Raw genomic sequence first — 25,211 nt, 5'->3', positions numbered from 1 at the left:
GCGAAGGTACAAAATAATCTTCAAGAGGTCATATCCCCCAAAGCATCAAGCTGCGGTCGTCGCTACACGAAATAAGTTGATTTTGGTGGGTCGTCCAAAGGAGCGCATTCACCGAATTGACGTGGCAGCGGTCGCGAATGGTGTCCAGTACTTTGATCAATTGAAAAGTCTGCGCATCCCAGATCTTGATGGTTTTGTCGCGACTGGCCGTTGCAAAAAGCTGTCCATCAGGATGAAAAACGATGTCATTGATGGTAAACCAGTGGGCTGGCTGGCTGCTGAGGTTGTGTAAGCCATCGGCGTCCCAAACCTTGAGCTGGGCATCGCGACCGCCACTCAACAACCGTTTCCCATCGGGAGAAAACTGTACACAAAACACCGAGTGATCGTGTGCTGCCGGGATGGTAGCTTTGATCCGAAAATTTTGAGCATCCAGAATATAAATGTTTTTATCGCTGGCACCCACCGCAATTTCCTGTCGGGAAGGGCTGTACGCCAAACCCCGCAAGCTTTGGTGGCTGAGCTGGATGCTTTCCAGGGTACGGCCTTCGTGGATGTCCCAACGGGTTAGAATGCCATCGCCACCTGCTGTAAATACCTGATCGCCTACCCGCAAAATGCGGTAAACGCCACGGCGGTGGTGGGCAATGTTTTTGGTTTGTTCAGGATGCGCGAGATCTACCCAATGCACACCCCCGTTCATGTTGCCGACTACCACCTGATTCAAATCGGGTAAATGTTGGAGGGCAAAAATCTGGGTATCTACTTTAGCGATCAATTTCCCCAAGTCTGGTTCATCCAAATCCCAGCGCACTACCCAGCCATCGCCAGCTCCAGAGAGGATATAGCGCGGGTCGTCCGTGGCGCTGAGCGCAAAAACGGATGCGTTGTGGCCAGTAAGGACGGCGTGGCGGTGGAAGTTGAGAACAGTTTTCATGAAGATTCAAAATCTGATGTAAAGTTGAAAAAAATTATCTTTACCGCCATTTAATCTTCAACTATGCCGATTGTTTGTCACCAAAATATTGCAAAAACCATTGCAACCCAAGCTATTTGGCGCATCGAAGAACCAGAAGCCTGGTTTTTGGAGCAATTGCAGCTCAATGATGCCGAGTGCGTGCAATTGGAGGAAATCAAGGGCTGGCGCAGGATGGAGTGGTTGGCCGTGCGGCATTTGGTGGCGACGATGCTGCCGGATCATGATCGGCCAGTGTTGGTCAAGGACGAATACGGCAAACCTTTTTTACACAACAATTCACTACACGTTTCCATCAGCCATTCCCACCATTTGGCGGCAGCCATGTTGAGCGAACAAGTTATTGGTATCGATATTCAGAAAACAGTAGCCAAAATTGAGCGCCTTGCCCCCCGCTTTTTAAGTGAAAATGAGCTAGCCTTTATCAGCCCAGGCGCAAACCGACTTGAGCAGCTGCACGTGTGCTGGTGCGCCAAGGAAGCGCTGTACAAGGCATATGGCAAACGAGAAATCGATTTTTGTGATCATCTTTTCCTCGATCCATTTGTGTACACACCTGAAGGAGGTACATTTCAAGGGCGTGTATTGAAAGGGGAATACGACGAACGGTTTGACTTGCGGTATTCTATGGTTGAAGAATGCATGTTGGTTACTGCTGTTGTTGTATCGTAGGGGCAACCACGTGTAGGGGCAACCACCTAGGGTTGCCCCTACACCAATTCTTCGCGCCAACGACCATCCGGTTTGTGCAAATCCGCATGTTCGAACATGACTAGAGAAACCGTTACTCCGGTGAGCAGGGTACCAACGATTGGCCCAAGAAATGGTACGTAAAAACAAACCCGGAGTACAATCCCCAGCGCCAGGGCGATTCCGGGGAAATGCAAAGAATACCTGAAACTCTGCTTTAATTTAAGTTCAAAAATCTCGTTGTAGTTGTCCAAAACCAGCATGCCCATAAAGAAACAATGAATCAGGAACAGGATGGGGGATTTTAACCAGGATATTGCTGGCAAGATGCTGATGACAGGTGATACCAAAGCCACCACAATGTTTTCAGCAATTACACAAAGCATACTTAAGACCAAAATGCGAACCTGCGCTTTGATGAAATCATTGAAGCGAGGCTCTCTAAGCTTATGCTGCATTAAAATATCCACCGCACGGTGACAAACGTGGAAAATAAAAATTTCCAGTAAGACCAGAATGCCATACCGCACGCTCCCATCGGTGAAAAAAGTCCACTGATTTTTGAAGAAACTGCCTGCAAAATTGCCCATCGAACTCATCAAAGCCATGGCATTGGACGTATCGACTTTTTCCATCGAGTCGAATACGATGGACAAGGTGTTTAAACCCGCTATTAAAGCCAGCAAGATCAAAATTTTATTGACCCAGCCATAGCTCATGAGGCCTTCCCAAAGTCTGTTTTTGCGAAAAAAACGAATGGCTTCGGGAATGGTGTACAGTGTGTAGAGGAACTGGTTGAAATGTTCTTTCAGGGTGGTGCTTAAATTGGACATGGTACTGTATGGATTTGTAGCTTAAATATAACGGACAATTCAGGGTTGTGAAAATTTATTTCCGATCAGTTGGCCTTTTTTCTGGATCAACAGTCTTTTTGGTATTAAGACGAGAAGCAAAACATCGAGGTTACAGCAGAATGGTGATGGTGTTGGGGTATTTTTTCGTTCTGCGAATGGGTTTTTCGCCATAGTTGCTATCTTGTAAGCTGAAACCAAATTGCAGAAAGCACAAGATGGAACAAACAAACACCAAAGCCTCCCCGTCAATGACTCTTCGGGAGCAAATGCCAGTATGGATCGTAGTTGGTATAGCCTTATTTGTCAACTTTTTGACTTTTGGCCTGCACATTCTGCCTGAAATAGTGGCTTCGATTGCCCGCTGGGTCGGCCTTGCTGGTTTAGCTTATTTATCTTACCGCCGAGGTAGTGTCACCACCTGGATTTTATTTGCGCTGGTATTTGGAGCAGAGGTAGGCCATACCTTCCCTGCCGGAGCCGAATGGTACAGTGTGTTGAGCAAGATTTTCATCAAACTGATCAAAACCATTGTTGCGCCTTTGCTCTTTGGTACGCTGTTGGTCGGTATTGCTGGGCACTCCGATATCAAATCGGTAGGCCGCATGGGTATCAAAGCGCTGATTTATTTTGAAGTGGTTACGACCATTGCGTTGATAATCGGTCTGGCCGCCATCAATTTCACCAAAGCGGGGGTAGGCTTGCCCCAAATGCCAACTACCGAAGCCTTGCCAGAACTGCGCAAACCCATGAGCGGGCCAGAAATCGTACTGCATACTTTCCCCGACAACGTGATTAAATCGATCTCAGAGGGAGAAATTTTGCAAATAGTAGTGTTCTGCTTGTTGTTTGCCATTGCGATGACTCAGGTATCGTACGAGCGCCGTCGCCCTTTTCTGGTTTTTGCGGAAAGCTTGTCCGAGATCATGTTCAAGTTTACGAACATCATCATGTACTTTGCACCTTTTGGCGTGGGTGGAGCCATTGCCTATACCGTTGCCAAATTGGGCCTGGGGGTTTTTGCCAACCTTGGCATGTTGCTCCTGACCTTGTACGGAGCGTTGATCGTGTTTATCCTGGGGGTATTGTTGCCCATCGCCTTGTTTTTCAGAATCCCTATTCGCAGGTTTTTGAAGTACGTTAGTGAACCGTTGACGATTGCTTTTGCTACGACCAGTTCGGAAGCGGCTTTACCTAAAGCGCTGGAGAACATGGAAAAAATGGGCGTTTCCCGGCGGGTTGTTTCGTTTGTATTGCCTACTGGATTGAGTTTCAACCTGGATGGTTCTACTTTATACCTGTCATTGGCTGCTGTTTTTGTGGCTCAAGCGGCCAATATCCACATGCCGATCGGTGCCCAAATTACGATGTTGGTTACTTTGATGTTGACCACCAAGGGCATTGCCGGGGTATCGCGGGCTTCCTTGGTGATTTTGACAGGTACGGCAGCCTCCTTTGGCTTGCCGGATTGGCCCATCGCCGCCATTTTGGGGATCGACGCTTTGATGGACATGGGACGTACCGCAACCAATACACTGGGCAATTGTCTGGCTACTGCCATCGTTGGGCAGTGGGAAGGCGAAACCGATTTTAGCGATAAAATTAGCTTGAATCCAGAAGGGAGCAATGCCGAAGGATCAATTTTGGATTCAAAGGTTTAATTGGTCAAAATCCTTGATTTTCTATTTTGATGGTATGGCATTTTTTATGTACCATCGAAATAGGAATCCAGAAATCATTGAATGATGAAAGTACTGATCGTAGAAGATGAGCCCAAGACTGCCCAGGATTTGAGCGAAACTCTGCAGGAAATCGATCCTTCTATTCAGATCTTGGGCATCACCGACAGCATTGAAGGTACAGTCAATTTTTTGGCTTATCCGCCCTCACCTGATCTTATTTTCTTAGACATCCAACTCGCGGATGGGCTTAGTTTCGACATTTTTAAGGAAACCACCATCTCTTGTCCGGTGGTCTTTTGTACTGCCTACGATGAATATGCCCTTCAGGCATTTCAAACCAATGGCGTAGCTTATGTCTTGAAGCCATTCAGTACTGCTGACGTAAGACTGGCCCTGGAAAAAGTAAAAAACCTGGCTACTTTTTACCGAGCCGATAGCCCTGATTTGCGCACTTTGGCCGAAGCCATAGACACCTTGCGCGGCAGTGGAGGTTTGAAGAGTAATTTTTTAGTGTCATTTCGAGGGAGTTTCATTCCCATTCCTACCAAAGAAATTGCCTTGTTCTACATCCTGGGGGAGGATGTTTGTTTGCAAACCTTCAAAGGCAATACCTACCTGGTACCTCATTCGCTTGAAGAAATCGAGCGTATGGTGGGCGTTCAGCAATTTTACCGCGCCAACCGCCAGCACTTCATCAATTTTGATTTGATCGATTCCGTAGAGCAGGATTTTGCCCGGAAGCTTAAAATCAAACCTACCGTAAAGTGCCCAGATCAAATCACTGTGAGCAAAGCCAAAGCCAGTGAGTTTTTGCATTGGATGGATGCGAGGTAATAAGAGCGATAAAAAGGGTGAAACCCTCTCAAGAGAAGACTTCACCCTCCAATACAGATAGTAAAAAGATGCTTATTAAAAGCTCCCAAAGAATCACCACAGGGTAATTCATAGGGAGCTTTTTTATCATCACTTAGGGTTTTTAACAGCTGCACTACCTGCACCAGGAACATTATATGCCAACTCGTTGTCTGGCACATCCCAATAATCCAGGTAATTGTAGTTGATGGTTGCTTTGGTGTTCAAGATGTTGAACTTGTCCAAAACAACGGCGTTGGTACGGCCTCCTCCTTTGCTGATGTCGTCTATAACACCCCAACGGCGGGCATCGTAGAAGGACAATCCACGGAAAGGAAGAACGACCCGACGTTCTCTGCGCAATTCCTCTTTGGCCGCAGCCAGACTTAGGCTGGTACCTGCTACAGGAGCCAAACCAGCGCCTTGTAGGGTACGAATTGCGTCGATGACCTTTAATCCATCTTCAATTTTCCCGCTATTGATCAAAGCTTCAGCTTTGGTAATTTCGTTTTCTTCGTAAGTGGAAGCCAGATACAGTTCGTAAGCGCCTACGTCTCTGGAACCATAAAAGATCACACCTGGAAGCCCTTTGCCATTACCGACCATGCCCCAACGAGTATTGAATACATTACCCCGGTCGCTGTTGCCAATCCATGGAGCAGCAGGCCCGTTGTTGAAGTTGTTCTCCAAACGTTTATCTCCTGTTTTGAATTCCTGGATAAAGCGCTCACTGATGCGATAAGAAACCCCCACGTTAGTGGCTCCGACAGACTGTGAAGCAGGAGTATTACCGGTGGCAGAAATGAAGTCGGCAGTAGCGTTAGAGCGACCAGTAAACACCAAATCCCCAGCCTTGATGCCATTGTTGGTTAAATCGAGGATGGCACTCCATTGCGCGGGGGTCATGTCCTTGCTACGCGTATTCACGAGGATGTTGCGTGCTTTCATGGTGTTGATGTTGCGCTTCCACATATCTGGAGTCAACACACCACCTTTCCCTACCTGAAAGAAGTCAGGAATCAAAGCACCTAATACTTTGCTGTATTCACCACCTGCGGCCAAACCGTTCAGCGCTGCTGCCGCTGCGTCCAGGTTCTTGTTGGATTCCTTGATGATGTCTTCCTTCGTGACATATTTGTTATTGGTGCCAGACACGGCATCGTTGATGATGCCAGCATAGTAGATGGATCCAATCCGGGCATAAGCATAACCTTTCCACCAGTAAGCCCAGGCTTTCAAAACTCCTTTTTTGGCATTGGCGTCTCCCGTAAACGTAACCCCGTCAACCAAGCCCAAAATGTTGTTGCAAGCGGTATTCAAGCCATACATGTAAGCCCATTCGTAAACGATTGGGTTGTCACTGGCGTTGGCATTGATGTTCACCTCGCGCAGCATCTGCGTCTGCTCCGTAGGTGAGTTTGGGTTGATGATCTTGGTGCCATTATCGGTGATCACGTAATTTGGACAACCAATTTCGTTGATCCGCTGGTTGGCGGCTTCGGCCGCAAGCACATCGGCCATGATCTCATGATAACCCCAGCCATCTCCAAAAAATGTACCCGAAAAACCGCCAAAGTTAATGGAACGAAACCCATTGACATAAACCCCGCCTTGGGCCAACGCGATGATGCCCGATTCAGAATTGGCGCTACCTACAGTAGGTTGATTGGGATTCTGGATGTCCAGTTCCTTTTTACAGGAAACAGACAGCCCCAACAGCAGCACGATGGAAAGTAATATTTTGATGTTTTTCATTGCGTAGAAGATTTAAAGTTAGAATCCAAAATTAAGGGTAGCCTGGTAAGCCTTGAAGTTGGGCATGGTGTTGTGGTCAGTACCACGGTCCCATGCTGAGTTGGTAGAACCAGAACCGATCTCAGGATCCATACCGGTGTACTTGGTAATAGTGACGAGGTTACGACCAGACAAGACCAGCTGAAGCTTACGGAGTACAGGCAATTTGGTCACCTTAGCAAAATCTACGGCTACGGCTACGTTACGCAAACGGGCAAAAGAAGCATCTTCGTAGAAATAACTCTTGGTGCCGTTGCGCTGTACTGCAGCATAAACGCCGCGGTAGAATGCTGTCCATGCTCCCGTTTGGCCGTCGATGGTGAAAGGTTGTGCATAATCGCTGTGGATACCATCGCGGTACATCCATTCCTTGGTTTGGTTGTAGAGGTGGTTGCCATGAACCCAATCGATCTGAAAAGAGAACGTCAACCAATCGCTAATGGTGATGTCGTTGATGAACGACAAGTTGAATTTTGGATTGGGATCACCAAAGCTGTATTTGTCAGGCGTTACGTAAGGAAACTTGGTCGCTTTGTTGATGACATAACCATTGCTGCCCAAGGTATACAAAGACTGCTTGTCGGCAGCAATGAAAGGCGTACCGTCCGATTTTTTCTGATCGATGCTATTCAACATGAAGTAACCGTACAATTGCCCAATTTTTTCACCACCACGCAATACGTAGTTGGTGCTACCCGCACTGGAAACGATCACAATTTCCTGGTTGTCTACAACCGAGTTGATCTGTGAAGTTTGTTTGGTGAAGTTCAAGGTAAAGTTCCAGTTGAAATCCTTACCACGGAAAACATTGGCATTCAAAGATGCTTGTAGCCCGGAAGAACCCAGAGAGAAGGCGTTGGTTTTCAAGGCCCCGGAGCCAGCAGAAGGTGCCACGTTTACGTCCCAGATGGCGTTGTCGGTGGTCCGTTTCCAGTAAGTAGCCGACAAGCGCAGGCTATTGAGCCAGTTGCTATTTTCACCTCCTACATTGAAGGTGATGTCTGTACCTATTTCTTGCTCTTCAGACACTTCTACGTCCAATGCCGGGTTGTTTTGAGCAGGGTTGAAATAGAACCCATTGGAATTACCCAAAGTACGGGTACTCAAAGTCACGTAACGGTCAAATGGTCTTGGCTGGATACCCGCCTGGCCATAGGCAGCCCGCAATTTGAATTCAGGCATGATCCTGCCCAAACCGCCATTTTTCCAAAAATCCAAAGAAGACAAACGCAAATAAGCGTCGCCACGTGGGAAAGTAAATGGCTTGGAACCTTCGCCGAAAGCAGAAGAATAATCACTGCGAACCCCCGCAGATACCCCGGCGATGTCGCCAAATTCTATCTTCTGGTTGACCAGGAAACCGTAGGTTACAAAAGGCTCGGTATAATCATCAAGCACTTTGAAAGAAGTACCCTGTGTTCCGGTGAAAGGAGTGTAAGTAGGCAAGCCCGCAGTAGCAGCTGAATACGCAGTATATTTTTGTCTACGGTGATCAAAGGTGACCTGGGTAGTGGTTAAGATCGGAATTTTCATCCCAAAGTCTTTCTGAAAATCAGTACGGATGTAAGCTGTTCCCAGGAAGTTTTGGAAAGAGTTGCTATAAAAATACTTGTCAATACCGCCAGTATTATCTGGTGAAATGGCCGAGCCGACCCAGTTTTGAACCTCATTGGAGTTGGCGTTTCCTGACTGGTTGGCTACGGTCCGTACAAAGTCATCTTTGCGGTAATTGATGCCGTATTTTACATCCAATTCTACAAATTTGGCGAATTTGTAGTTCAGGTTGAAGTTTTGGACGATGTCGGTTTTTAAGCTTTTATTTTGGCGGTATTGCTGAAAATACAGGGGATTAGAGCCATTTACCCCGGCAGCATCCCCTTGCGCAACCGTATAAGAGCCATCAGGAAGTTGAAAGCCATAATTGGTAAAAGCACGGGTGTTAAAGATGTTATAGATGATGTCGTCGCCATTTAAGTTGTTGAACGTGCGTACCAACTGGGTGGTGTTGCGGAAACGCAAGCCTTTGGCCAGTTCTGCGCCGACGTTAATGGTCATGTTGCTGCGGTCGTTGTACCCGCTGTTGGCAAAGTTGGAGTATTGGCGGTTGTTTGAACCCGATACACTGAAGTCAAACTTATCAGCGCCGCCGGAAATAGACACAGAGTTGTTGAAGGTATTGGCGGGTAAGAAGAACTCCTTGAAGTGATCGTAGTATTTCAAATTAGCGTTGTAAGGCTTGTCGGTCTTGTTGTTAGGGTCAGTACTGTTCCAGACCAGATTGGCGTTGTAAACACCCGTTGCTGGATCAATGGCCAAGGGTACGCCGCTGCCATTTACTACGTTGTTGCTGGCATCGGTATTGTAACCATGTAATGATGATTTAGCCAATCCACCTACGTTGAGGTAAATGTTGTTGGTGACACCAGAAGAGAAGTCGACGTTTAGTTTGCCACTTTTTCCTCTTTTGGTAAACAACTGGATGACCCCATTGGCGCCTTGGGCACCGTAGATCGAAGCTGAAGCCGCACCTTGTACAACCTCAATGCGGTCGATGGAGTTCAGGTCAAGTGAGTTTAAATCCGTAGCCGCCACTTGTAGTCCGTCAAGCAGAATCATTGGCGAAGTACCGCGGTTAACGGAGTTGATGCCCCGCAGCAGGATATTTACCCCGGCTCCTGGACTACCACTTACCGAGCTGATTTGTGCACCGGCAATTTTTCCAATCAATGCTTGGTCGACTGAGCCAGATGGTACTGCAGGCAGGTCTTTGGCAGAAATGGTTTCTACCGAAATTCCCAGTCTGGCTTTGCTGGTAGCAACCCCTGAACCAGTAACAACCATCTCGGTCAGGTTGATGCCTTCTTTAAGGGATACATCAAGCGAGCTGCTTTCGCCTAGCGTAAGTTCTTGGGTGGTGAAACCAGTGTAGCTGACTACTACTACGTTTACAGAAGGAGGCATCGTGAGGCTGTAGCTACCGCTTACATCCGAAACAGTTCCCACGGTGGTGCCTTTTGCGAGAATGCTGGCACCAATTAAGGGCTGGCCATTCTGGTCGGTCACTTTGCCGCTGATGCTTTTCTGAGCTATGGCTCCCACCATAGCAAAGAATACCAGCGTAAGTGCTAGTAAGATTTTTTTCATACTAAATTCGTTTTTTGCAAATAATCAAAATGAAAAAAAATATACCACACCCAGGCCTTTGCAGTGCAAAAGCAGAGAGAGTAGACAATTGGAGTGAAAAGGTTAAATGACTGAACTTAACGCCAGTAAAAATTCAACCTTAATTTTAGGTTAAATCTTTTTGAGTGTTAAGTTTTAATTGAGGTTAAAGGAAAAAAAAGGCAATCTGATTTCAATTATTCAGGGGAAGAGACGATTTTTTTATTGGGCAGCATCTTAAAGAGAACGATTAAGAGACCTCAGACGCTGCTAGATAATGTTGAATAATTGAGGACAATGTTCGTAAATCGCTACCAAGATAAAAATCAAAGTGATAATTCTCAAAATAATTTCTTTTAACTCGATTAATTTTTCAGATGAAATATAGGTTAATTTTTAAATAACTCATTGTTAATTAACTTCACGTAACCCCACAATCGGCAAGAATACTTCAAACTGTTGATTCAATTTGCTCACCTTGATATCGCGGCCACAAAGCAATTTGTACCGTTGGCGAATATTTTCCAGACCAAGTCCAGTGTTTTGTTCAACCGTGCGCTTGGGTTGAAGGTTGTTGCTGATCACAATGTAATTTTCATCGTTGTAAATTTTAACCAACAACGCTTTTCCTGCTCCAATGATATTGTGCTTGATGGCATTTTCGATCAGCAGTTGAAAAGTGTTGGGAGGCGTTAGGGTATCGTAAACATCTGGAGTAAGGGAAACCTCCAGTTTGAAATTGTCTTCAAAACGTGCATGAATCAAATTTGCATAAGAGCGCGCAATCGATAGGTCTTCGCGCACAGAAACACTTTCTTTTTGGTTGTTTTGTAACAAGTAACGGTAAACATCCGCCAGTTGAACGATGAATTCCTGGGCATTGGGGCTTCCCGACTTTACCATCGATTTAAGTGTATTGAGGGCATTGAACAAAAAATGAGGATTGACTTGTTGCCGCAGCAGATCCATTTGTGCTTTTGCGCTCATTTCCATCAACTGCGCATTTTTTACCTGAACCTGTTGAAATTGATAGACTGAACGTACCGCGTAAAAAAGAATCTGGAGAATGATGTTGATGAGTACGCCTCTGAAAATGAAGAAAATGAGCGGTGCTTTTTCTTCTTTGATGGTTTCGTGTACAATAAGTTCAACCACCACCACCAGCAGGACACCCGCAAAAAGACTGATTGCACTTTGCAGAATTAATCGAGATGTGCTGGATTTAAAAACCAGGGCGAGTTGGGATTCGCGTTTATCCAGCCAAAAGTTGAATTGCCAAATCAATACTGAATAAGTACACAGTACCAAAAAATCGATAAAAGCTTGCAAGACATCCTTGTACTCATTGTCTACTGCTCTATTGAGCATGAAGAAAAAAGTGATGGCCAAAGTGCCCCAAATGGCAATTTGCCGGAAGTAACGTTGAAAGACCAAAGTGCTATTTTTTTCAAAAATAAGCAAATGCAGCGAGCTTTTGCAGCTTGGTTTTGAAAGATGTTCCATCAACCGGGCTGCATGACCCCCAAAGCGGGCAAACTTGCCGCTGAAATGCCGGACACATTGGTGAAATTTGCTCTGTCCTAAGAGATGCAAATACCGCTTCTTTTAAATGGATAATGTAAATAGATCGATATGACAAATCAGTTGGTTTTACTTGGTTCGATGGTACTGTCTCCGCTGCTGTTTTTGCTGCGCGGCCAAATGCGGTACTGGGGAGCCATGGTGCTGCACCTTGCTGCAATTGTAGCCAGTTCTGGCATTGCATTATCGGTTTTTAATGGACACAACTGGGCACTCGACACGGGTATTTATTTATTGGGAGTACCCATTCGACTGGAAATGGATGCATTGGGTGCTTTCTATGTAATGGTGATCAACCTGACCATGCTTACTGGTTCCTGGTATTCGGGGGGATATTTGAAGCCTTACGAGGCTACCAAAACCGCACTGGAATTGTCTTTGCATCGGTTTGTTTACTTTTGGTTGCACCTCGCCATGTTGATTGTGGTGATGGTTCCACAGGGGACGCCTTTCTTGTTTGCATGGGAGCTGATGACGTTGGCGGCTTTTGTATTGGTTGCTTTTGAGTGGGAAAAACCTGAATCCGTGCATGCTGCGGTAAATTACCTGGTGCAAATGCACGTTGGGTTTATCTTCATTTTGATTGGTTTTTTGTTGATCCAGCAACAAGGAGGTACTTTTAGCTTTAGCGGCATTGCCCAGACCAAAATGCCCGTGCAAGCCTTTTTGATGCTGTTTGTGGGCTTTGCTTTTAAAGCAGGGTTCATGCCCTTGCATACCTGGTTGCCCCACGCTCACCCGGCAGCCCCCTCACATGTATCTGGTGTAATGTCGGGAGTGATCATCAAAATGGGGATTTACGGAATTTTGCGCAGCCTGATCTACTTGCCCAAAGAACATTGGATGAGTTTAGGCACGGTAGTTCTGATTGTATCGATTATTTCTGGCGTGATGGGAGTGATTTATGCCATCATGCAGCACGACATAAAGAAATTACTCGCTTACCACAGCATAGAAAACATTGGCATCATCGGTATCGGCATCGGATTGGGCATGATTGGTTACGCACTGGGGCATCCGGTGTTGGCTTCCTTGGCTTTCGCTGGAGGGATATTGCACATTCTGAACCACTCCTTGTTCAAATCATTGTTGTTTTATTCTGCCGGATCGGTGTACCAACAAACCCATACCCGCTATGTGGAAAAACTGGGTGGGCTGATCAAAAAAATGCCCTACTCTGCTTTTCTGTTTTTGTTGGGGGCATTGGCGATATGCGGGTTGCCGCCGTTTAATGGGTTCATTTCTGAATTTTTGATTTACTATGGCTCATTTACCCACATTGGGGCAGGAGACATGAACGAGGCGCTGATTCTGTTGGGCGTCATCTTAAGTCTTGCTTTGATTGGGGGATTGGCGATTTTTTGTTTCACCAAGGTTTTTAGTATCGTTTTTCTGGGGTCTAGCCGCAGTGATTCAACTGAACATGCCCATGAAGTGACCTTGGGCATGCTGTTGCCTCAATTTCTGATCGGGGTGGTTATTCTGGCGATTGGCTTGTTCCCTGGATTTTTTGTGTACTACGTTGAAAAAGTGAGTCAACTATATCTGCCTGATACGTCCTTGCCGGTTGCTTACCTCAATACCTTGAGCTACATCGGCACAGCTTCGGGGATTTTCATTCTCCTGTTTGTGGTACTCGCTTTGCTGCGCAACCTGCAACAGCGGAGAGTGGAGGTCGCTTTTGGGCCAACCTGGGGTTGTGGCTATACAGGAGCAGATCCGGCACGGCATCAATATACCGCTACTTCCTTTGCCGACAATTTTGTGCAATTGGCCGAGCCTATTTTGGGCGTAGAAACGCACTATACCCCTTTTGCGGAAACCGAAATTTTTCCGAAGACCCATCATTTTGATCGCCATCAACACGATCCACTGGAAGAAATTTTGGTAGACAAACCGGGTATGGCACTGTTGCATTACCTCCGCTTGTCTGCGGTATTTCAGTCGGGCAAACTCCAGCATTACCTCTGGTACGGGTTGGTTTTCCTGATCGTCGTTGGCATCATGAGTTTATTGAACTTACTTTAAATAGAGAAAAATGTCCATACTTATCTATATCCTCTACTTTTTTTGTGCGATGCTGATTCCGGGAGTCATCTCCATCACCAAAGCCAAACTGAGTGGCCGCAAAGGGCCTGGTCTTTTGCAACCCATTTACGACATTGTGCGCTTGTTGCGAAAGGGAAGTGTATACAGCACCACCACGAGCTACATTTTTCAATACGCGCCTACGGTTAATTTTGCCGCTGCCTTGGTTGCTTTGGCCTTCATTCCGCTGGATGACATACCTGGAATGCTGCATTTTCAGGGCGACTTTGTGTTTTTTGCCTATCTCCTGGGCTTGGGTAAATTTTTACTTATCCTGAACGCCATGGACACGGGCAGTGGGTTTGAAGGCATGGGTGCCAATCGGGAAGCCTTGTATTCTATGCTGGCCGAACCCGCTTTCTTTATCGTGATGGGTTCATTGGCTTTGCTCAGTGGACATTCTTCTTTTGTAGATATTTTCGGACAATTTCAAGAGACTACTCAGTACTCCATATTATTGGGTTTCCTGGGTGCTTATATCCTGGGACAGGTAGCAATGGTTGAAAACAGCCGCCTACCTGTAGACGATCCGCGCACTCACTTGGAGTTGACCATGGTGCACGAAGTAATGGTACTCGACAACAGTGGGTATGATTTTGGGATCATCATGGCAACCAATGGGTTGAAGTTTGGCATTTATGCTGGTCTTTTGTCCAATTTGATGGTACCTGATTGGTTTCCAATTGGCTTGCGCATCGGTTTTGCCTTGATTGTCTCGCTTTTGTTTGGGGTAATGGTGGGGTTATTGGAATCTTTCCGGGCGCGCAATAAAATGGCCCGCAACCCACAGTTTATCCTGACGCTTTCAGCGGTTTCGCTGCTGTTCTTTTTTACCATCATGATTATTGCAAACCGGATTTAATCATCCCTTAAAAAAGATCACATGCTGCTGTTGCTCGCATTTGGACTCACATTGGTTTACATGGGCATTGCCGACCGGGTTAGGAGGCTAATTGATATGCTCATTCTTCAGGGGATTCTGTTGTTTGGAATGGCCATTATTCAACTGCACCATATTGAAATCGTCAACCTGATCTTCATCCTGCTCGAAACCCTGGTGGTAAAGGCGGTCATATTACCGCTGTTTTTGCTACGGGTTAAAAAAAGAAATGAAATTTCGAAGGTAAGTATCACGCCGGTATCCGGATTTTCCAAAGGCATCTGGATGGCTGTGATCATTGCGTTCAGCTTTATCGCCGGGCATTTATTGCACGAATCTTCGGATGCCATTCAAGCAAAATATTTTTCAGTGGGCATTGCCGCAATCCTTACCGGAGTGATGCTCATTGTCAAACACGATAAAATTCTTACCCACTTGATGGGTTATCTGGTGCTGGAAAACGGAATATTCCTGCTTACGCTGGCAGTGGGGGGCGAAATGCCCATCATCGTCAACGGCGCAATTCTGTTGGACATCGTACTGGTAGTATTGGTTCTGGGGTTGATCATCAATCGCCTGAGTACCAATTTTGGCGCAACGACGCTGGAGCATCTTTCGGAGTTGAAAGATTAACATATTGAGTAAGTCGTTTTTTTAGTCGATCAAAGCGACTCAGTCAAGAGCTTAATTGGGGTTTTTCGGGCGTTGGAGAGAAGCGCCCGAAGTTACGGGTTGGGGGAACTCGATTCCCCCACCTTTTTAAATGAAGTCAAAATGTCCAAGATATGATTGCCATCTATTTATTGATTGCCTTGTGCTGTAGTGGGTTGTCCTTCGGAGTAAAACAACGTTGGGCCAGTGTGCTTGCCGTACTGGTATTTATTATAGCGCAATTGGGTCTCAACAATTATGCTTGGCTGCACTTGGGGCAGGATGACTCTACTTTCTTTAAGTTTGATGCATTGGGTTTTATTTTCACTTCAGTACTGAGCATCATTTGTTTGCCGGTGTTTTACCACAGCTACCGAATGCTGGAACACCAAACCGAAAAATGGGAAGAGAAGCGCAAAGCCAGCATTTACACTGCGGCCTTGATCTTGTTGGTAACCGTGCTGACCGGGGTATATTTTGCAGACAATTACGGCATTTTGTGGGTACTTATTGAGGTGTCCACCATCGCTCTGGCTGCCCTTATCTACCACAACCGGACTAAACTTTCGCTGGAGGCAACCTGGAAATACATTTTTTTGAGTTCAGTTGGGATTTCCCTGGTATTGATCAGTTTGCTGTTTTTGAATGTAGCCATGCACCGTGAATCAGGGGCAAGTTTACACATTAGCGCAGTTTTAGAAAATGCCAAAAAACTTGATCCGTTGTGGCTCAAAGTTGCTTTTGCGCTGATGGTCACCGGATTGAGTACCAAAATGGGCGTGTTCCCTTTCCATACAGTAGGTATTGATGCCACTACGGTTGCACCGCACCCAGTAAACGTATTGATGTCCACTGCCTTGAAAAATGCTGGATTTTTGGCGGTGTTTCGTTTGTATCAAGCAGTGATGCAAACCTCTATAGCAGATTGGGCAAGCCACATCTTGTTGTTGGTCGGTTTGATTTCAATCGCTTTAGCTGCAACCCAAACGCAACGCACCCAAAACCTCAATCGCATGTTGGGCTACTCCGGCCTGGAACACGTTGGCCTGGCTTTAGTGGCACTATCGATGGGTCAAATTGGATTTTACGCGGCAATTTTCCATCTCGTGCTGCATTCTTTTGCCAAAGCGGGCCTTTTCTTGCAAATGGGACAAGTCAACACAGTATATGACCACCACCATCCAGAAAACAACGCCGCGTATTTTCGCAGCAACCCCATCGGATCTTTGGTGGTTTTGCTGGGATTTATTGGCATTATGGCACTGCCTCCTTCGGGCCTGTTTAGCACAGAATTGATGATTTTCACCAATCTTGCCCAGCAAAAACAATGGTGGGTACTGACCTTGATTCTGGTTTTGATGACCATTGTGTTGTTTACCGTGGGAAAACAACTCATGAATATGTTGTACGGAATTACCGCGCAAGTCAAAACGAACATAGTTACGATGAAAGTTGATGCCCTCGAAATTGCGGCACAATTGACGATACTGGGATTGATGATTTACATTGGATTTAATCCTCCGGTTTTTTTGGTTGATTTACTGAAACAAGCTTGCGCACAATAAACAACAAGAGCCATGGTACTTACCTCTAATCAAAAAAGCATTAGCCTGCACAATGCGGAAGCGATTCCAATTGCGGAGATTCCAGTATTGGCCTATGCGGATTTTAAAGCGCAAGTATTGACCTGGCTGCACTCTGAAAAATGCCATTGTGTAGCCTATTATGCCTATCCCATTGCTGGAGGTTTAAAATTTATTGCGGCCATTGCCGATGATTCCAATGGCAGCATTGATGTGCTTTCTCACGAACAAATGGGCAGTGGGCCATTTAAACTGGAGGCCATCAGTGCGACCGTCATGGCGATGCACATTTATGAAAGGGAAATTGCTGAAAACTACGGTGTGGTATTCATTGATCATCCTTGGGCCAAGCCTGTACGTTTTGCCTTCAATAGGTACAACCAGGATATGCAGGTCAATGATTACCCTTTTTACAAAATAGAAAGTGACCAATTGCACGAAGTGGGCGTAGGCCCCATTCACGCAGGGGTGATTGAGCCTGGGCATTTTCGTTTCCTGTGCAATGGCGAAACGGTACTGCACCTGGAGATTCAGCTGGGTTGGCAACACCGGGGCATTGAGCAATTGTACCTGGACAAATCCAGCATGCTCCAACGTGCTATCCTTTCGGAGAATATAGCAGGCGACACTGCAGTTGGACACACTACCGCTTTTTCTTTACTTACCGAGAGTTTGGTGGGTACCAATACGCAAAATGCCATGCTGGATCTGGAGCGCTGCATTGCACTTGAGTGGGAGCGCATCGCCATGTGCATTTTTGATCTTTCCAACCTCAACATCGGCATCGCCTACCAATTGGCCAATTCGGTTTTTGGCGCACTGCGTACGCCGGTCATTAACTTCTTCCAATCCTGGTGTGGAAACCGGTTTGGCAAAAGCCTGATTCGTCCTGGAGGTACCAATTACCCTTTGACAGATCAATTGGTGGAGAAAATGAAAGCACTCCTTGACGACTTTGAAGTTCGCTTTGACGCCATGGCTGAAAAAACTTTTCACCTGCCTTCCGTACTCAACCGCTTTGATGGCATTGGAAAAGTGACCAAGAAACAGATGATGTTGATCGGTGCCGTTGGGCAATCGGCGAAAATGGCTGGTTTGGTTCGCGATATTCGTTCTACCCACCCCATCATGACCTATGAAGCCCTCAAGGTTTTGCCAGAAATGCAAAGTGGTGGCGATGTATTGGCGCGATTTACCCTGCGCAGACTCGAAATCAAACAATCGATCACGCTGATACGGAATTTGCTGGACATGCGCCAATACTTGTACCAGGAGTCTACCGCTCCGCTGAAACAACAGGAATATAAAATGAAACCCAATATGTTCAGTTTGGCTTTGATTGAGGGCTGGCGGGGCGAAATTTGCCACAGTGCCGTTACCGACGGGGAAGGCAACCTCAAGCATTACAAGGTGAAAGATCCATCCTTCCACAATTGGTTGGCGCTGGCACTGAGCTTGCGAAATTTGGAGATTTCAGATTTCCCCATCAACAACAAAAGCTATAACCTGTCCTATTGTGGATTTGATTTGTAGGCACCCGAACAACGACCAGACATGATCATCGAAGAAATAAATATCCTGCGCCAACACGGTTGGCAATTCATCCCGGATCCCCGCACAGCGGTGGTTCCTGCTCCTTTTCGCGGTCGTCCTGAAATCCAGGACAAGGTTAGCCTAGAGGTTCAGCAAGAGCTATACGACCTGTGTCCAGTAGCGGCCATCGGGATGAATCCGCTTTCGATAGACCTGGGGAAATGCTACTTCTGTGGAGAATGTGCCATGGCGCATCCAGAGGCCATCCAATTCACGAATGACCATCGGCTGGCTACCAATGAGCGCAAACGCTTGATTGTAGCCGCCGGAGACACTCATGGAATTGAACTGGATCCAAACAAAATCCGCAAAGAAATCACCGCGATGTTTGGGCGTTCGCTCAAGTTGCGACAGATCTCTGCCGCCGGAGAAAATAGCCATGAGGCGGAGCTCAATGCATGCGGCAACGTCAATTTTGACATGGGGCGTTACGGCATCGAGTTTGTTGCCTCTCCACGCCACGCCGATGGCATTGTGATTACCGGGCCAATTTCACAAAACATGGCCGAGGCTACCGAAATTTGCTACCACGCTGTACCTGATCCAAAAATTGTCGTACTCGTTGGTTCTGACGCCATCAGCGGAGGCATCTTCGCAGGTAGCGGCGCTTTGAACCGTAGTTTTCTGGACAAGGTATCGATTGATCTTTACGTACCAGGCAATCCACCGCATCCTTTGACATTTATCAATGGAATACTAGCGCTTTCGAGGAGCAGACAATAGCGCATTTAAACATGCTTGCAATCTGTTCTTTTTACAATAGACCCAATTAAGATTCATTCGATTGATTTTTCATTAACTGGGCAGGAATCTCCACCTGCTTCAGCATGGTGATTTTATTTAAAAATTTCAAGGATTTAAAAATCTTTTGTCATGGAACAACAACCAATCATTCGCCCTAAAACGGGTTGGGCAGGATTTAAAGAAAATTGGTCAAAAGACCTATTGTCGGGATTTTTGGTTTCCCTAATCGCGTTACCGCTCAGCTTAGGTATTGCTGGCGCCAGCAATTTTCCACCCATCATGGGGGTGATGACGGCGATAGTAGGAGGAATTATAGTGGCATTCTTTGCTGGTTCAGAATTGACCATCAAGGGGCCTGCTGCCGGTCTGATTGTAATTGTAGCTGGAGCAGTTGAAGAGCTGGGCAAAGGAGACAATGACCTTGGCTGGAAACTTGCCTTAGGCGTGGTTGTAGTTGCCGGAGCTATTCAGGTATTGTTTGGCGTGCTGAAAGTAGCCAAGCTGGCCGACTTTTTCCCACTTTCAGCGGTGCACGGGATGCTTGCTGCCATTGGCATCATCATCATGTCTAAGCAAATTCACCTGGCTGTAGGGATTTCACCTGCCGAATTAAAAGGAAAAGAACCACTGGAGCTGATCACGATGGTGCCTCATAGCCTTTTTCACATGGAATACCACGTGGCAATCATTGGACTGGTTAGTTTGATTATTTTATTTGGCTGGCAGTTCATCAAAATCAAGGCTCTGAAAAGCATTCCGCCTGCCTTGTTGGTTTTGATTGCCGGGGTATTGATGGGACTTTATTTCCACCTGAACGATCCCAACTACGCAAACCTCAAGCCGTTGGTCAATCCAGGTGATTTCAAACTCGCTTTTAATGCCAGTTTTGCTGGATTAAGCAGTGATTTATTGCCTATCTTTTTGAAATACGTCTTGATGTTTACCCTGGTAGGCAGCTTGGAATCCTTGCTTACCGGGAAGGCCATTGATCTTTTGGATCCCTATCAGCGCAAAGCCAATTTGAGCAAGGATCTTACTGCGGTCGGTATAGGCAACATCTTTGCTGGCTTTTTGGGCGGGTTGCCCATGATTTCGGAAGTAGCACGTAGCTCTGCAAACATCAGCAATGGTGGTCGTACCCGCTGGGCCAATTTCTTTCAAGGCATCTCGCTGCTCGTATTTGTAGTGCTGCTTACGCCCTTGATCAAAATGGTACCGGTAGCCTCCTTGTCTGCCATGCTCATCTTTGTTGGTTTCCGTTTGGCCGCCCCTAAAGAGTTCGTGCATGCTTACCATATTGGTTTAGAGCAATTGTCCATTTTTTTGGTTACGGTTATCGCAACCATTTGTACCGACTTGTTGATCGGAATCGGGGCTGGGATTTTGTTGAAGTTGATCATTCAATTGGCTTCGGGCGTTCCTTTCAAGTACATCTTCCGTCAGCCCATCGCGATGTCTATCTCTGAAGAAGAATATTTACTGGAAGTTAGTGGTGCTGCTACCTTTAGCAACCTGCTCAACATCAAAAAGCACCTGGATAAAGTTCCTTCAGGTGCCAATGTGCGAATCGACCTGGAAAAATCCCGCTACGTAGACCACACGGTATTGGAAAACCTGCACAACTACAAGCGGGAGCATGAACTGAATGGAGGCAATTTTAAAGTGACTGGAATAGAACGACACAAGCCCTTATCCGATCACCCCTTGGCTGCCCGCAAAAACAAAAACGACGATTTGATTCAGCGCAATTGAATGTTTTTTTGGGGTTTCCATCAAGATTAAAAGTCCTTCTAATATATTTTATACCAATCTTTCTTTCTTTTTTATTTGTTTGTAAAATTGTCTTTTCATACTAATCCGAGAGTCGACTGTTCTATAGTCGACTCTCTTTTAAACTTCATCCGATGAAAAATTACTTGGGCATAGTGGCATTCAGCCTACTAGCTACCATGCTTTGCGCCCAAAGCAATGCCGAGAAGGAATCTTTAAAATTCAACATCAACAATGAGGGTACTCATTATTTTCAGGCCACCTTTTTGAACCAAACCTGGATCCGCTACAATCAGAGCAATCCCGGGACTTTGGTAGAAGGTCTGGCGCAAAAAGAAACTTTTGACATCGGTTTGCGCAGAACCAGGATGCAGCTCTTTGGCCAAATCACCGACAAAGCGTTCATCTACTTTCAGTTTGGACAAAACAACTTCAACCCACAATTCAATACGGGGAGTAACCGCAAGTTGGCGGCTTTTTTCCACGATGCCTTGTGCGAATTCAAAGTGAGCAAAGGAAACCAACTGAAATTGGGTGGCGGATTGACCATTGCCAACGGGCTTTCGCGGTTTTCCCAACCCAGCATTGGTACAATTATGACCCTGGACGTTCCGGTTGGTCTCCAAACAACGGTAGACCAAACCGATGAGTTTAGCCGCAAGTTGAGCCTGTATGCGCGTGGGCAAGTAGGCAAACTGGATTACCGCCTGGTGCTGAGCGACCCATTCCCGATTGCTTCCAACGGACAAGCACTGCCTACGCTTTCCACCAATGCCAATTTTGCGCAGCTTGGCCACCACAAACAGGTGCAGGGCTATTTCATCTGGCAATTTTTTGAGCATGAAGGCCACAACACCCCTTACATGACCGGAACTTACCTCGGCAAAAAGAAAATTTTCAATATTGCAGTGGGTGGAGAATTTCAAAAAAATGCGATGTGGCGTCGCACCAGCGCCAACGATACCGCATATCAGAACATGACCCACTTTGCCATTGAAAGCTTTTTGGACATGCCGCTGAACAAGGAAAAAGGTACCGCCATCTCTGCTTATGCCGGTTACATCAATACCAACTTTGGCACCAACTACCTGCGCTACAACGGCATCATGAACCCGGCCAACGGCAGCAATCTGAGTGCCCAAAATAGCATCGCTGGGCAAGGGCCTACTTACGGCAATGCAGTGCCGATGTTTGGAACGGGTACTACCGTTTATACGCAATTGGGTTATTTGTTGCCCAGCAAATTGCTTGGTGGTCATGGGCAATTGATGCCTTACGTCACCGCAACCTTCGCTAAATACGACCGCTTAAATGGCTTGAATACCAACACTTTTGATGCAGGAATCAATTGGTTTTTGAGTGGGCATAAATCCAAAATTACCCTGGATTTGCAGAATCGCCCCACTTATACAATCAGCAACAGCCGTTTATTGGCAGGTGATCGAAAAAACAGCTTGACACTTCAGTATCAGATTTTTATTTAAAATGGAGTCCTCTCAAGTTTACAGAATTTGGGAGGACTCCAGCCTGTTTATTCTTTGCCCCCAGAAACCGACTTCCCATTGGCATCAAAAAGCAGATCCTGGTTTTTTACTTCTGCCTCATAAATCGTTGCTCCATCTGCACGGACAATTTTGGCTGCCTCGGTTACTTTCTTTCCTTTCAGCGCAGTTTGAACTGCTGCGGGTAAATCTGCAAATTTGACACCTGTCTCCGTTTCCAGCCATTTGCCATCTGCAGAAAAATTAGCGCTCATTTCTACGCCGTTCTTTTTGAATTCGGCTTCCCATTCGCCACTTTTCTCTTTGCCCCATTCCAACCCCTTCACGTCCTGGAATTTTTTGGTAAAAGCAGAGACAACGGCAGTTGGGGGTGTTTTTTGCGCACTTGCTACAAAACCCATGGCAAAACAAAGTGCCATTGACAACAACATCTTTTTCATGGTTGAAATTTTTATATGATTAATGAAACAAAATTAAGCCTTAATATGGGAGAGATTCTGGATTCCGTCCTCCTGGCCATTCCTATCTAATCCAGGTTTCCTCCTAAATTACTCTGTATATTGATGCACCGTACAATTCTTCACAAAATATTGATTTTCATGCGCTATATCTTTTTGCTGCTGGTTGGTTGTGCAAGCTCACTTTTAGCCCAAGAACGGGATCTGGATTATTTCATTAAAACAGCCATCAGCAATACCCCGACTTTTCGAGACTTGCGCAATCAAGCTGCGATGAATCGACAGGATAGCTTACTGATCAGGGCCAATTTAAAGCCTCAATTGGTAGCGGGTACATCGGCCAATATTGCCCCAACAACTAAAAATGGTTTCGGATATGATATCGCCATCAGCAACGGAGGCTTTCTTACTACTCTCCTGGGAGTAAGCAAACCTATCTATGTACCCAAGCAAAACCTGGAATCTCAATTCAACAGTCTTGCGGTACAAAACAAAACCCTCCAAAACACAGCCCGCTTAACCGAGCAAGACATTCGGCGCAACATTGGATCTCAGTACATCATTGCGTACAGTACCAATCAGCAATTGAATTTCAATCAGGAAACCCTTGATTTGTTGCGCAGACAGGAATCGGTATTGAAGCGCTTGACGGAGCAAAACATCTATCGGCAAACCGACTATCTGGCTTTTTTGAATTCGCTCCGCCAACAAGAAACGGCAGTGCAACAACTCGAAGTTCAATACCGCAACGATCTGGCAACGCTCAATTACCTTTGCGGATTGACGGATACAAGCGTGGTTGCTTTGGCTGCCCCCGCTTTAGCTTTGCCTGCATTGGCACCGGTTGAAAATACTGTTTTTTACCACAAATACACCATTGATAGCCTGCAAATTAGGGCTGCCGATCAGTTGATCGATAACCCTTATCGCCCTACACTAAGCGCTTTTGCCGACGCAGGCTTTAATTCTTCTTTTTTCAGCCAAGGCTGGAAAAACTTTGGTTTCAGTGTTGGCATCGGCGCTACGTTGATCATTTACGATGGCAAACAGCGCCAATTGCGTCATGCAAAAACCGTTTTGCAAGAAAATACCCGACAGGGATACCTGAGTTTTTTTTTGCAACAATACCAGCAAGAGATCGCCCAGGCCCGTCAGCAACTGGCTGCACTCGATCGATTGGACAATTCTGTAATGGCGCAGCTTCAAAACATTCGTTTGCTGATTGAAGCCAATGGGCGTTTGTTGCGTACCGGCGATGCCCGGGTGATAGATTACCTGATCGCCATCGGCAATCAACTCAATGCGCAGAACCAATTGGCACTTAACCAAACCAGTCGCCTCCAAATTTTGAATCAACTCAATTTCCGCAATGCGCCGGAATGATCCATGTAAATCTCGATCTGATGATCTGTTTTAAAAATATACCCTTACTTCTGCTGTCGCTGTTGCTTGCTTGCCAACGCAATGCACCGAAGGAAACTCTTGAGCCACCCGCCATCCCGCCAGGTACACCAGTTACGGTCACTATGGTGGAGATAAGTAGCATGCAAGAGTTTACAGAGCTGAACGCTACGGCAACTTTTTTGCAAAAAAGTGTCATCAAAGCGAATGCCAATGGCTACTTGAGGGGTGGCAATATCCGCTTGGGGCAGTATGTACGAGCAGGTCAATTGCTCTATACCCTACAAAACAAAGAAGCCAGCGCATTGGGTAATCTTTTGGAAGGGGTAGATACCAGTTTTCACCCCCGGAGCCTGATTGAAATTCGCAGCAACCATGCGGGTTATGTGGCTCAACTGGATCGACAGCCAGGAGATTATGTGCAGGATGGGGAACAATTGGCCATCATCAACAACGTCAGCAGTTTTGCTTTTGTGTTGGATTTGCCCTTTGAGTTGCGCCAGTTTTTACCCCAAAATCGCAGCGTTGAGTTGATTTTACCCGACGATAGCCACTTGCGTGCCACGGTTTCGTCTGCATTGCCCATGGTTGATTTGGTGTCGCAAACCCAGCGCTTTGAACTCAAGGTTCCGATATCCGCAGCAGGCAGTACTGTACCCGAAAACTTGATTGCCCGCGTCTTATGGATAAAGACCCTCAGACCTAAAGCCTTGTCTTTGCCCAAAGCAGCGGTACTGACCAACGAAATGCAAAATGAGTGGTGGGTCATGCAACTCATCAACGATAGCACTGCCGTAAGAGTACCCATCCGCAAAGGATTGGAAGCGGGCGAGCGGGTCGAGATCGTTTCGCCTCGATTCAGCCCCAACGACCGCATTTTGAGGAGTGGGAACTTTGGACTTGACGATACCGCCAGAGTGATTGTTTTGAAGTCTAATTGATTGAACGAAAAC

At 46.3% G+C, this 25,211-nt stretch carries 19 protein-coding genes; 13 read left to right on the top strand and 6 right to left on the bottom strand.

Annotation, left to right across the window (positions count from 1 at the left end; translation table 11 throughout):
- Positions 1-28 precede the first annotated feature (28 nt).
- The gene (locus tag ABW391_RS02775; protein WP_353480295.1) at positions 29-937 is read right to left on the bottom strand and encodes a WD40 repeat domain-containing protein; all 909 of its coding nucleotides are present in this window, start codon (positions 935-937) and stop codon (positions 29-31) included.
- A gap of 63 nt (positions 938-1,000) precedes the next feature.
- Here ABW391_RS02775 and ABW391_RS02770 point away from each other — a divergent pair, with 63 nt between their 5' ends.
- Positions 1,001-1,648 (top strand): 4'-phosphopantetheinyl transferase superfamily protein, encoded by a 648-nt coding sequence (locus tag ABW391_RS02770; RefSeq protein ID WP_353480294.1) that lies wholly within the window; start codon positions 1,001-1,003, stop codon positions 1,646-1,648.
- A 38-nt stretch (positions 1,649-1,686) separates the two neighbouring features.
- Here ABW391_RS02770 and ABW391_RS02765 read toward each other — a convergent pair whose 3' ends face one another.
- A complete protein-coding gene (locus tag ABW391_RS02765) occupies positions 1,687-2,499 on the bottom strand; it encodes a hypothetical protein (RefSeq protein WP_353480293.1) in 813 nt (270 codons plus the stop codon).
- A gap of 236 nt (positions 2,500-2,735) precedes the next feature.
- Between ABW391_RS02765 and ABW391_RS02760 the strand changes: the two genes are divergently transcribed.
- Both ABW391_RS02760 and ABW391_RS02755 read left to right on the top strand, forming a co-directional pair.
- The gene (locus ABW391_RS02760) at positions 2,736-4,178 is read left to right on the top strand and encodes a dicarboxylate/amino acid:cation symporter (RefSeq protein WP_353480292.1); all 1,443 of its coding nucleotides are present in this window, start codon (positions 2,736-2,738) and stop codon (positions 4,176-4,178) included.
- A gap of 84 nt (positions 4,179-4,262) precedes the next feature.
- Positions 4,263-5,033 (top strand): LytR/AlgR family response regulator transcription factor, encoded by a 771-nt coding sequence (locus ABW391_RS02755; protein ID WP_353480291.1) that lies wholly within the window; start codon positions 4,263-4,265, stop codon positions 5,031-5,033.
- A 129-nt stretch (positions 5,034-5,162) separates the two neighbouring features.
- Here ABW391_RS02755 and ABW391_RS02750 read toward each other — a convergent pair whose 3' ends face one another.
- The 3 genes from ABW391_RS02750 to ABW391_RS02740 form a co-directional block, all read right to left on the bottom strand.
- Entirely contained in the window at positions 5,163-6,806 is a 1,644-nt protein-coding gene (locus tag ABW391_RS02750) for a RagB/SusD family nutrient uptake outer membrane protein (RefSeq protein ID WP_353480290.1), read from the bottom strand.
- An 18-nt stretch (positions 6,807-6,824) separates the two neighbouring features.
- Positions 6,825-9,989: a SusC/RagA family TonB-linked outer membrane protein gene (locus tag ABW391_RS02745; protein WP_353480289.1), complete on the bottom strand. Its 3,165-nt coding sequence runs from the start codon at positions 9,987-9,989 to the stop codon at positions 6,825-6,827.
- Between the two features lie 429 nt (positions 9,990-10,418).
- Entirely contained in the window at positions 10,419-11,441 is a 1,023-nt protein-coding gene (locus ABW391_RS02740) for a sensor histidine kinase (protein ID WP_353480288.1), read from the bottom strand.
- 198 nt (positions 11,442-11,639) lie between these two features.
- On the opposite strand from ABW391_RS02740, the gene ABW391_RS02735 reads away from it, so the two are divergent.
- The 8 genes from ABW391_RS02735 to ABW391_RS02700 all read left to right on the top strand — a co-directional run bounded on the left by ABW391_RS02735 (position 11,640) and on the right by ABW391_RS02700 (position 22,381).
- Positions 11,640-13,616 (top strand): proton-conducting transporter transmembrane domain-containing protein, encoded by a 1,977-nt coding sequence (locus ABW391_RS02735; protein ID WP_353480287.1) that lies wholly within the window; start codon positions 11,640-11,642, stop codon positions 13,614-13,616.
- Positions 13,617-13,626: 10 nt separating this feature from the next.
- Positions 13,627-14,538: a respiratory chain complex I subunit 1 family protein gene (locus ABW391_RS02730; protein WP_353480286.1), complete on the top strand. Its 912-nt coding sequence runs from the start codon at positions 13,627-13,629 to the stop codon at positions 14,536-14,538.
- 21 nt (positions 14,539-14,559) lie between these two features.
- Positions 14,560-15,189, top strand: a complete 630-nt coding sequence (locus ABW391_RS02725; RefSeq protein ID WP_353480285.1) for a hypothetical protein — start codon at positions 14,560-14,562, stop codon at positions 15,187-15,189.
- Between the two features lie 152 nt (positions 15,190-15,341).
- A complete protein-coding gene (locus ABW391_RS02720; protein WP_353480284.1) occupies positions 15,342-16,772 on the top strand; it encodes a complex I subunit 5 family protein in 1,431 nt (476 codons plus the stop codon).
- A gap of 12 nt (positions 16,773-16,784) precedes the next feature.
- Positions 16,785-18,323: a hydrogenase large subunit gene (locus ABW391_RS02715; RefSeq protein ID WP_353480283.1), complete on the top strand. Its 1,539-nt coding sequence runs from the start codon at positions 16,785-16,787 to the stop codon at positions 18,321-18,323.
- A 21-nt stretch (positions 18,324-18,344) separates the two neighbouring features.
- Entirely contained in the window at positions 18,345-19,106 is a 762-nt protein-coding gene (locus ABW391_RS02710) for an NADH-quinone oxidoreductase subunit B family protein (protein ID WP_353480282.1), read from the top strand.
- A 150-nt stretch (positions 19,107-19,256) separates the two neighbouring features.
- Positions 19,257-20,879, top strand: coding sequence for a SulP family inorganic anion transporter (locus ABW391_RS02705; RefSeq protein WP_353480281.1), 1,623 nt, complete (start codon positions 19,257-19,259; stop codon positions 20,877-20,879).
- A 152-nt stretch (positions 20,880-21,031) separates the two neighbouring features.
- Positions 21,032-22,381 (top strand): hypothetical protein, encoded by a 1,350-nt coding sequence (locus ABW391_RS02700; RefSeq protein ID WP_353480280.1) that lies wholly within the window; start codon positions 21,032-21,034, stop codon positions 22,379-22,381.
- A 47-nt stretch (positions 22,382-22,428) separates the two neighbouring features.
- On the opposite strand, the gene ABW391_RS02695 is transcribed toward ABW391_RS02700, so the two are convergent.
- Positions 22,429-22,839, bottom strand: a complete 411-nt coding sequence (locus ABW391_RS02695; protein WP_353480279.1) for a PepSY-like domain-containing protein — start codon at positions 22,837-22,839, stop codon at positions 22,429-22,431.
- A gap of 159 nt (positions 22,840-22,998) precedes the next feature.
- Between ABW391_RS02695 and ABW391_RS02690 the strand changes: the two genes are divergently transcribed.
- Positions 22,999-24,240 carry a TolC family protein gene (locus ABW391_RS02690; RefSeq protein ID WP_353480278.1) on the top strand — a complete coding sequence of 414 codons (1,242 nt, stop codon included), beginning with the start codon at positions 22,999-23,001 and terminating at the stop codon, positions 24,238-24,240.
- 20 nt (positions 24,241-24,260) lie between these two features.
- Positions 24,261-25,199 carry an efflux RND transporter periplasmic adaptor subunit gene (locus ABW391_RS02685; protein ID WP_353480277.1) on the top strand — a complete coding sequence of 313 codons (939 nt, stop codon included), beginning with the start codon at positions 24,261-24,263 and terminating at the stop codon, positions 25,197-25,199.
- Positions 25,200-25,211 lie beyond the last annotated feature (12 nt).

It is taken from the genome of Haliscomenobacter sp. (assembly GCF_040403615.1).
Lineage (GTDB): Bacteria > Bacteroidota > Bacteroidia > Chitinophagales > Saprospiraceae > Haliscomenobacter.
Note: the sequence above shows the minus strand (reverse complement) of the source record. Positions and strands in the feature narration are given on the sequence as shown.

Excerpts from the sequence above, each read along its gene's own strand:
- ABW391_RS02775 (WP_353480295.1), bottom strand. The coding sequence starts at position 937 with ATGAAAACTGTTCTCAACTTCCACCGCCACGCCGTCCTTACTGGCCAC.
- ABW391_RS02770 (WP_353480294.1), top strand. The coding sequence starts at position 1,001 with ATGCCGATTGTTTGTCACCAAAATATTGCAAAAACCATTGCAACCCAA.
- ABW391_RS02765 (WP_353480293.1), bottom strand. The coding sequence starts at position 2,499 with ATGTCCAATTTAAGCACCACCCTGAAAGAACATTTCAACCAGTTCCTC.
- ABW391_RS02760 (WP_353480292.1), top strand. The coding sequence starts at position 2,736 with ATGGAACAAACAAACACCAAAGCCTCCCCGTCAATGACTCTTCGGGAG.
- ABW391_RS02755 (WP_353480291.1), top strand. The coding sequence starts at position 4,263 with ATGAAAGTACTGATCGTAGAAGATGAGCCCAAGACTGCCCAGGATTTG.
- ABW391_RS02750 (WP_353480290.1), bottom strand. The coding sequence starts at position 6,806 with ATGAAAAACATCAAAATATTACTTTCCATCGTGCTGCTGTTGGGGCTG.
- ABW391_RS02745 (WP_353480289.1), bottom strand. The coding sequence starts at position 9,989 with ATGAAAAAAATCTTACTAGCACTTACGCTGGTATTCTTTGCTATGGTG.
- ABW391_RS02735 (WP_353480287.1), top strand. The coding sequence starts at position 11,640 with ATGACAAATCAGTTGGTTTTACTTGGTTCGATGGTACTGTCTCCGCTG.
- ABW391_RS02730 (WP_353480286.1), top strand. The coding sequence starts at position 13,627 with ATGTCCATACTTATCTATATCCTCTACTTTTTTTGTGCGATGCTGATT.
- ABW391_RS02725 (WP_353480285.1), top strand. The coding sequence starts at position 14,560 with ATGCTGCTGTTGCTCGCATTTGGACTCACATTGGTTTACATGGGCATT.
- ABW391_RS02720 (WP_353480284.1), top strand. The coding sequence starts at position 15,342 with ATGATTGCCATCTATTTATTGATTGCCTTGTGCTGTAGTGGGTTGTCC.
- ABW391_RS02715 (WP_353480283.1), top strand. The coding sequence starts at position 16,785 with ATGGTACTTACCTCTAATCAAAAAAGCATTAGCCTGCACAATGCGGAA.
- ABW391_RS02710 (WP_353480282.1), top strand. The coding sequence starts at position 18,345 with ATGATCATCGAAGAAATAAATATCCTGCGCCAACACGGTTGGCAATTC.
- ABW391_RS02705 (WP_353480281.1), top strand. The coding sequence starts at position 19,257 with ATGGAACAACAACCAATCATTCGCCCTAAAACGGGTTGGGCAGGATTT.
- ABW391_RS02700 (WP_353480280.1), top strand. The coding sequence starts at position 21,032 with ATGAAAAATTACTTGGGCATAGTGGCATTCAGCCTACTAGCTACCATG.
- ABW391_RS02695 (WP_353480279.1), bottom strand. The coding sequence starts at position 22,839 with ATGAAAAAGATGTTGTTGTCAATGGCACTTTGTTTTGCCATGGGTTTT.
- ABW391_RS02690 (WP_353480278.1), top strand. The coding sequence starts at position 22,999 with ATGCGCTATATCTTTTTGCTGCTGGTTGGTTGTGCAAGCTCACTTTTA.
- ABW391_RS02685 (WP_353480277.1), top strand. The coding sequence starts at position 24,261 with ATGATCTGTTTTAAAAATATACCCTTACTTCTGCTGTCGCTGTTGCTT.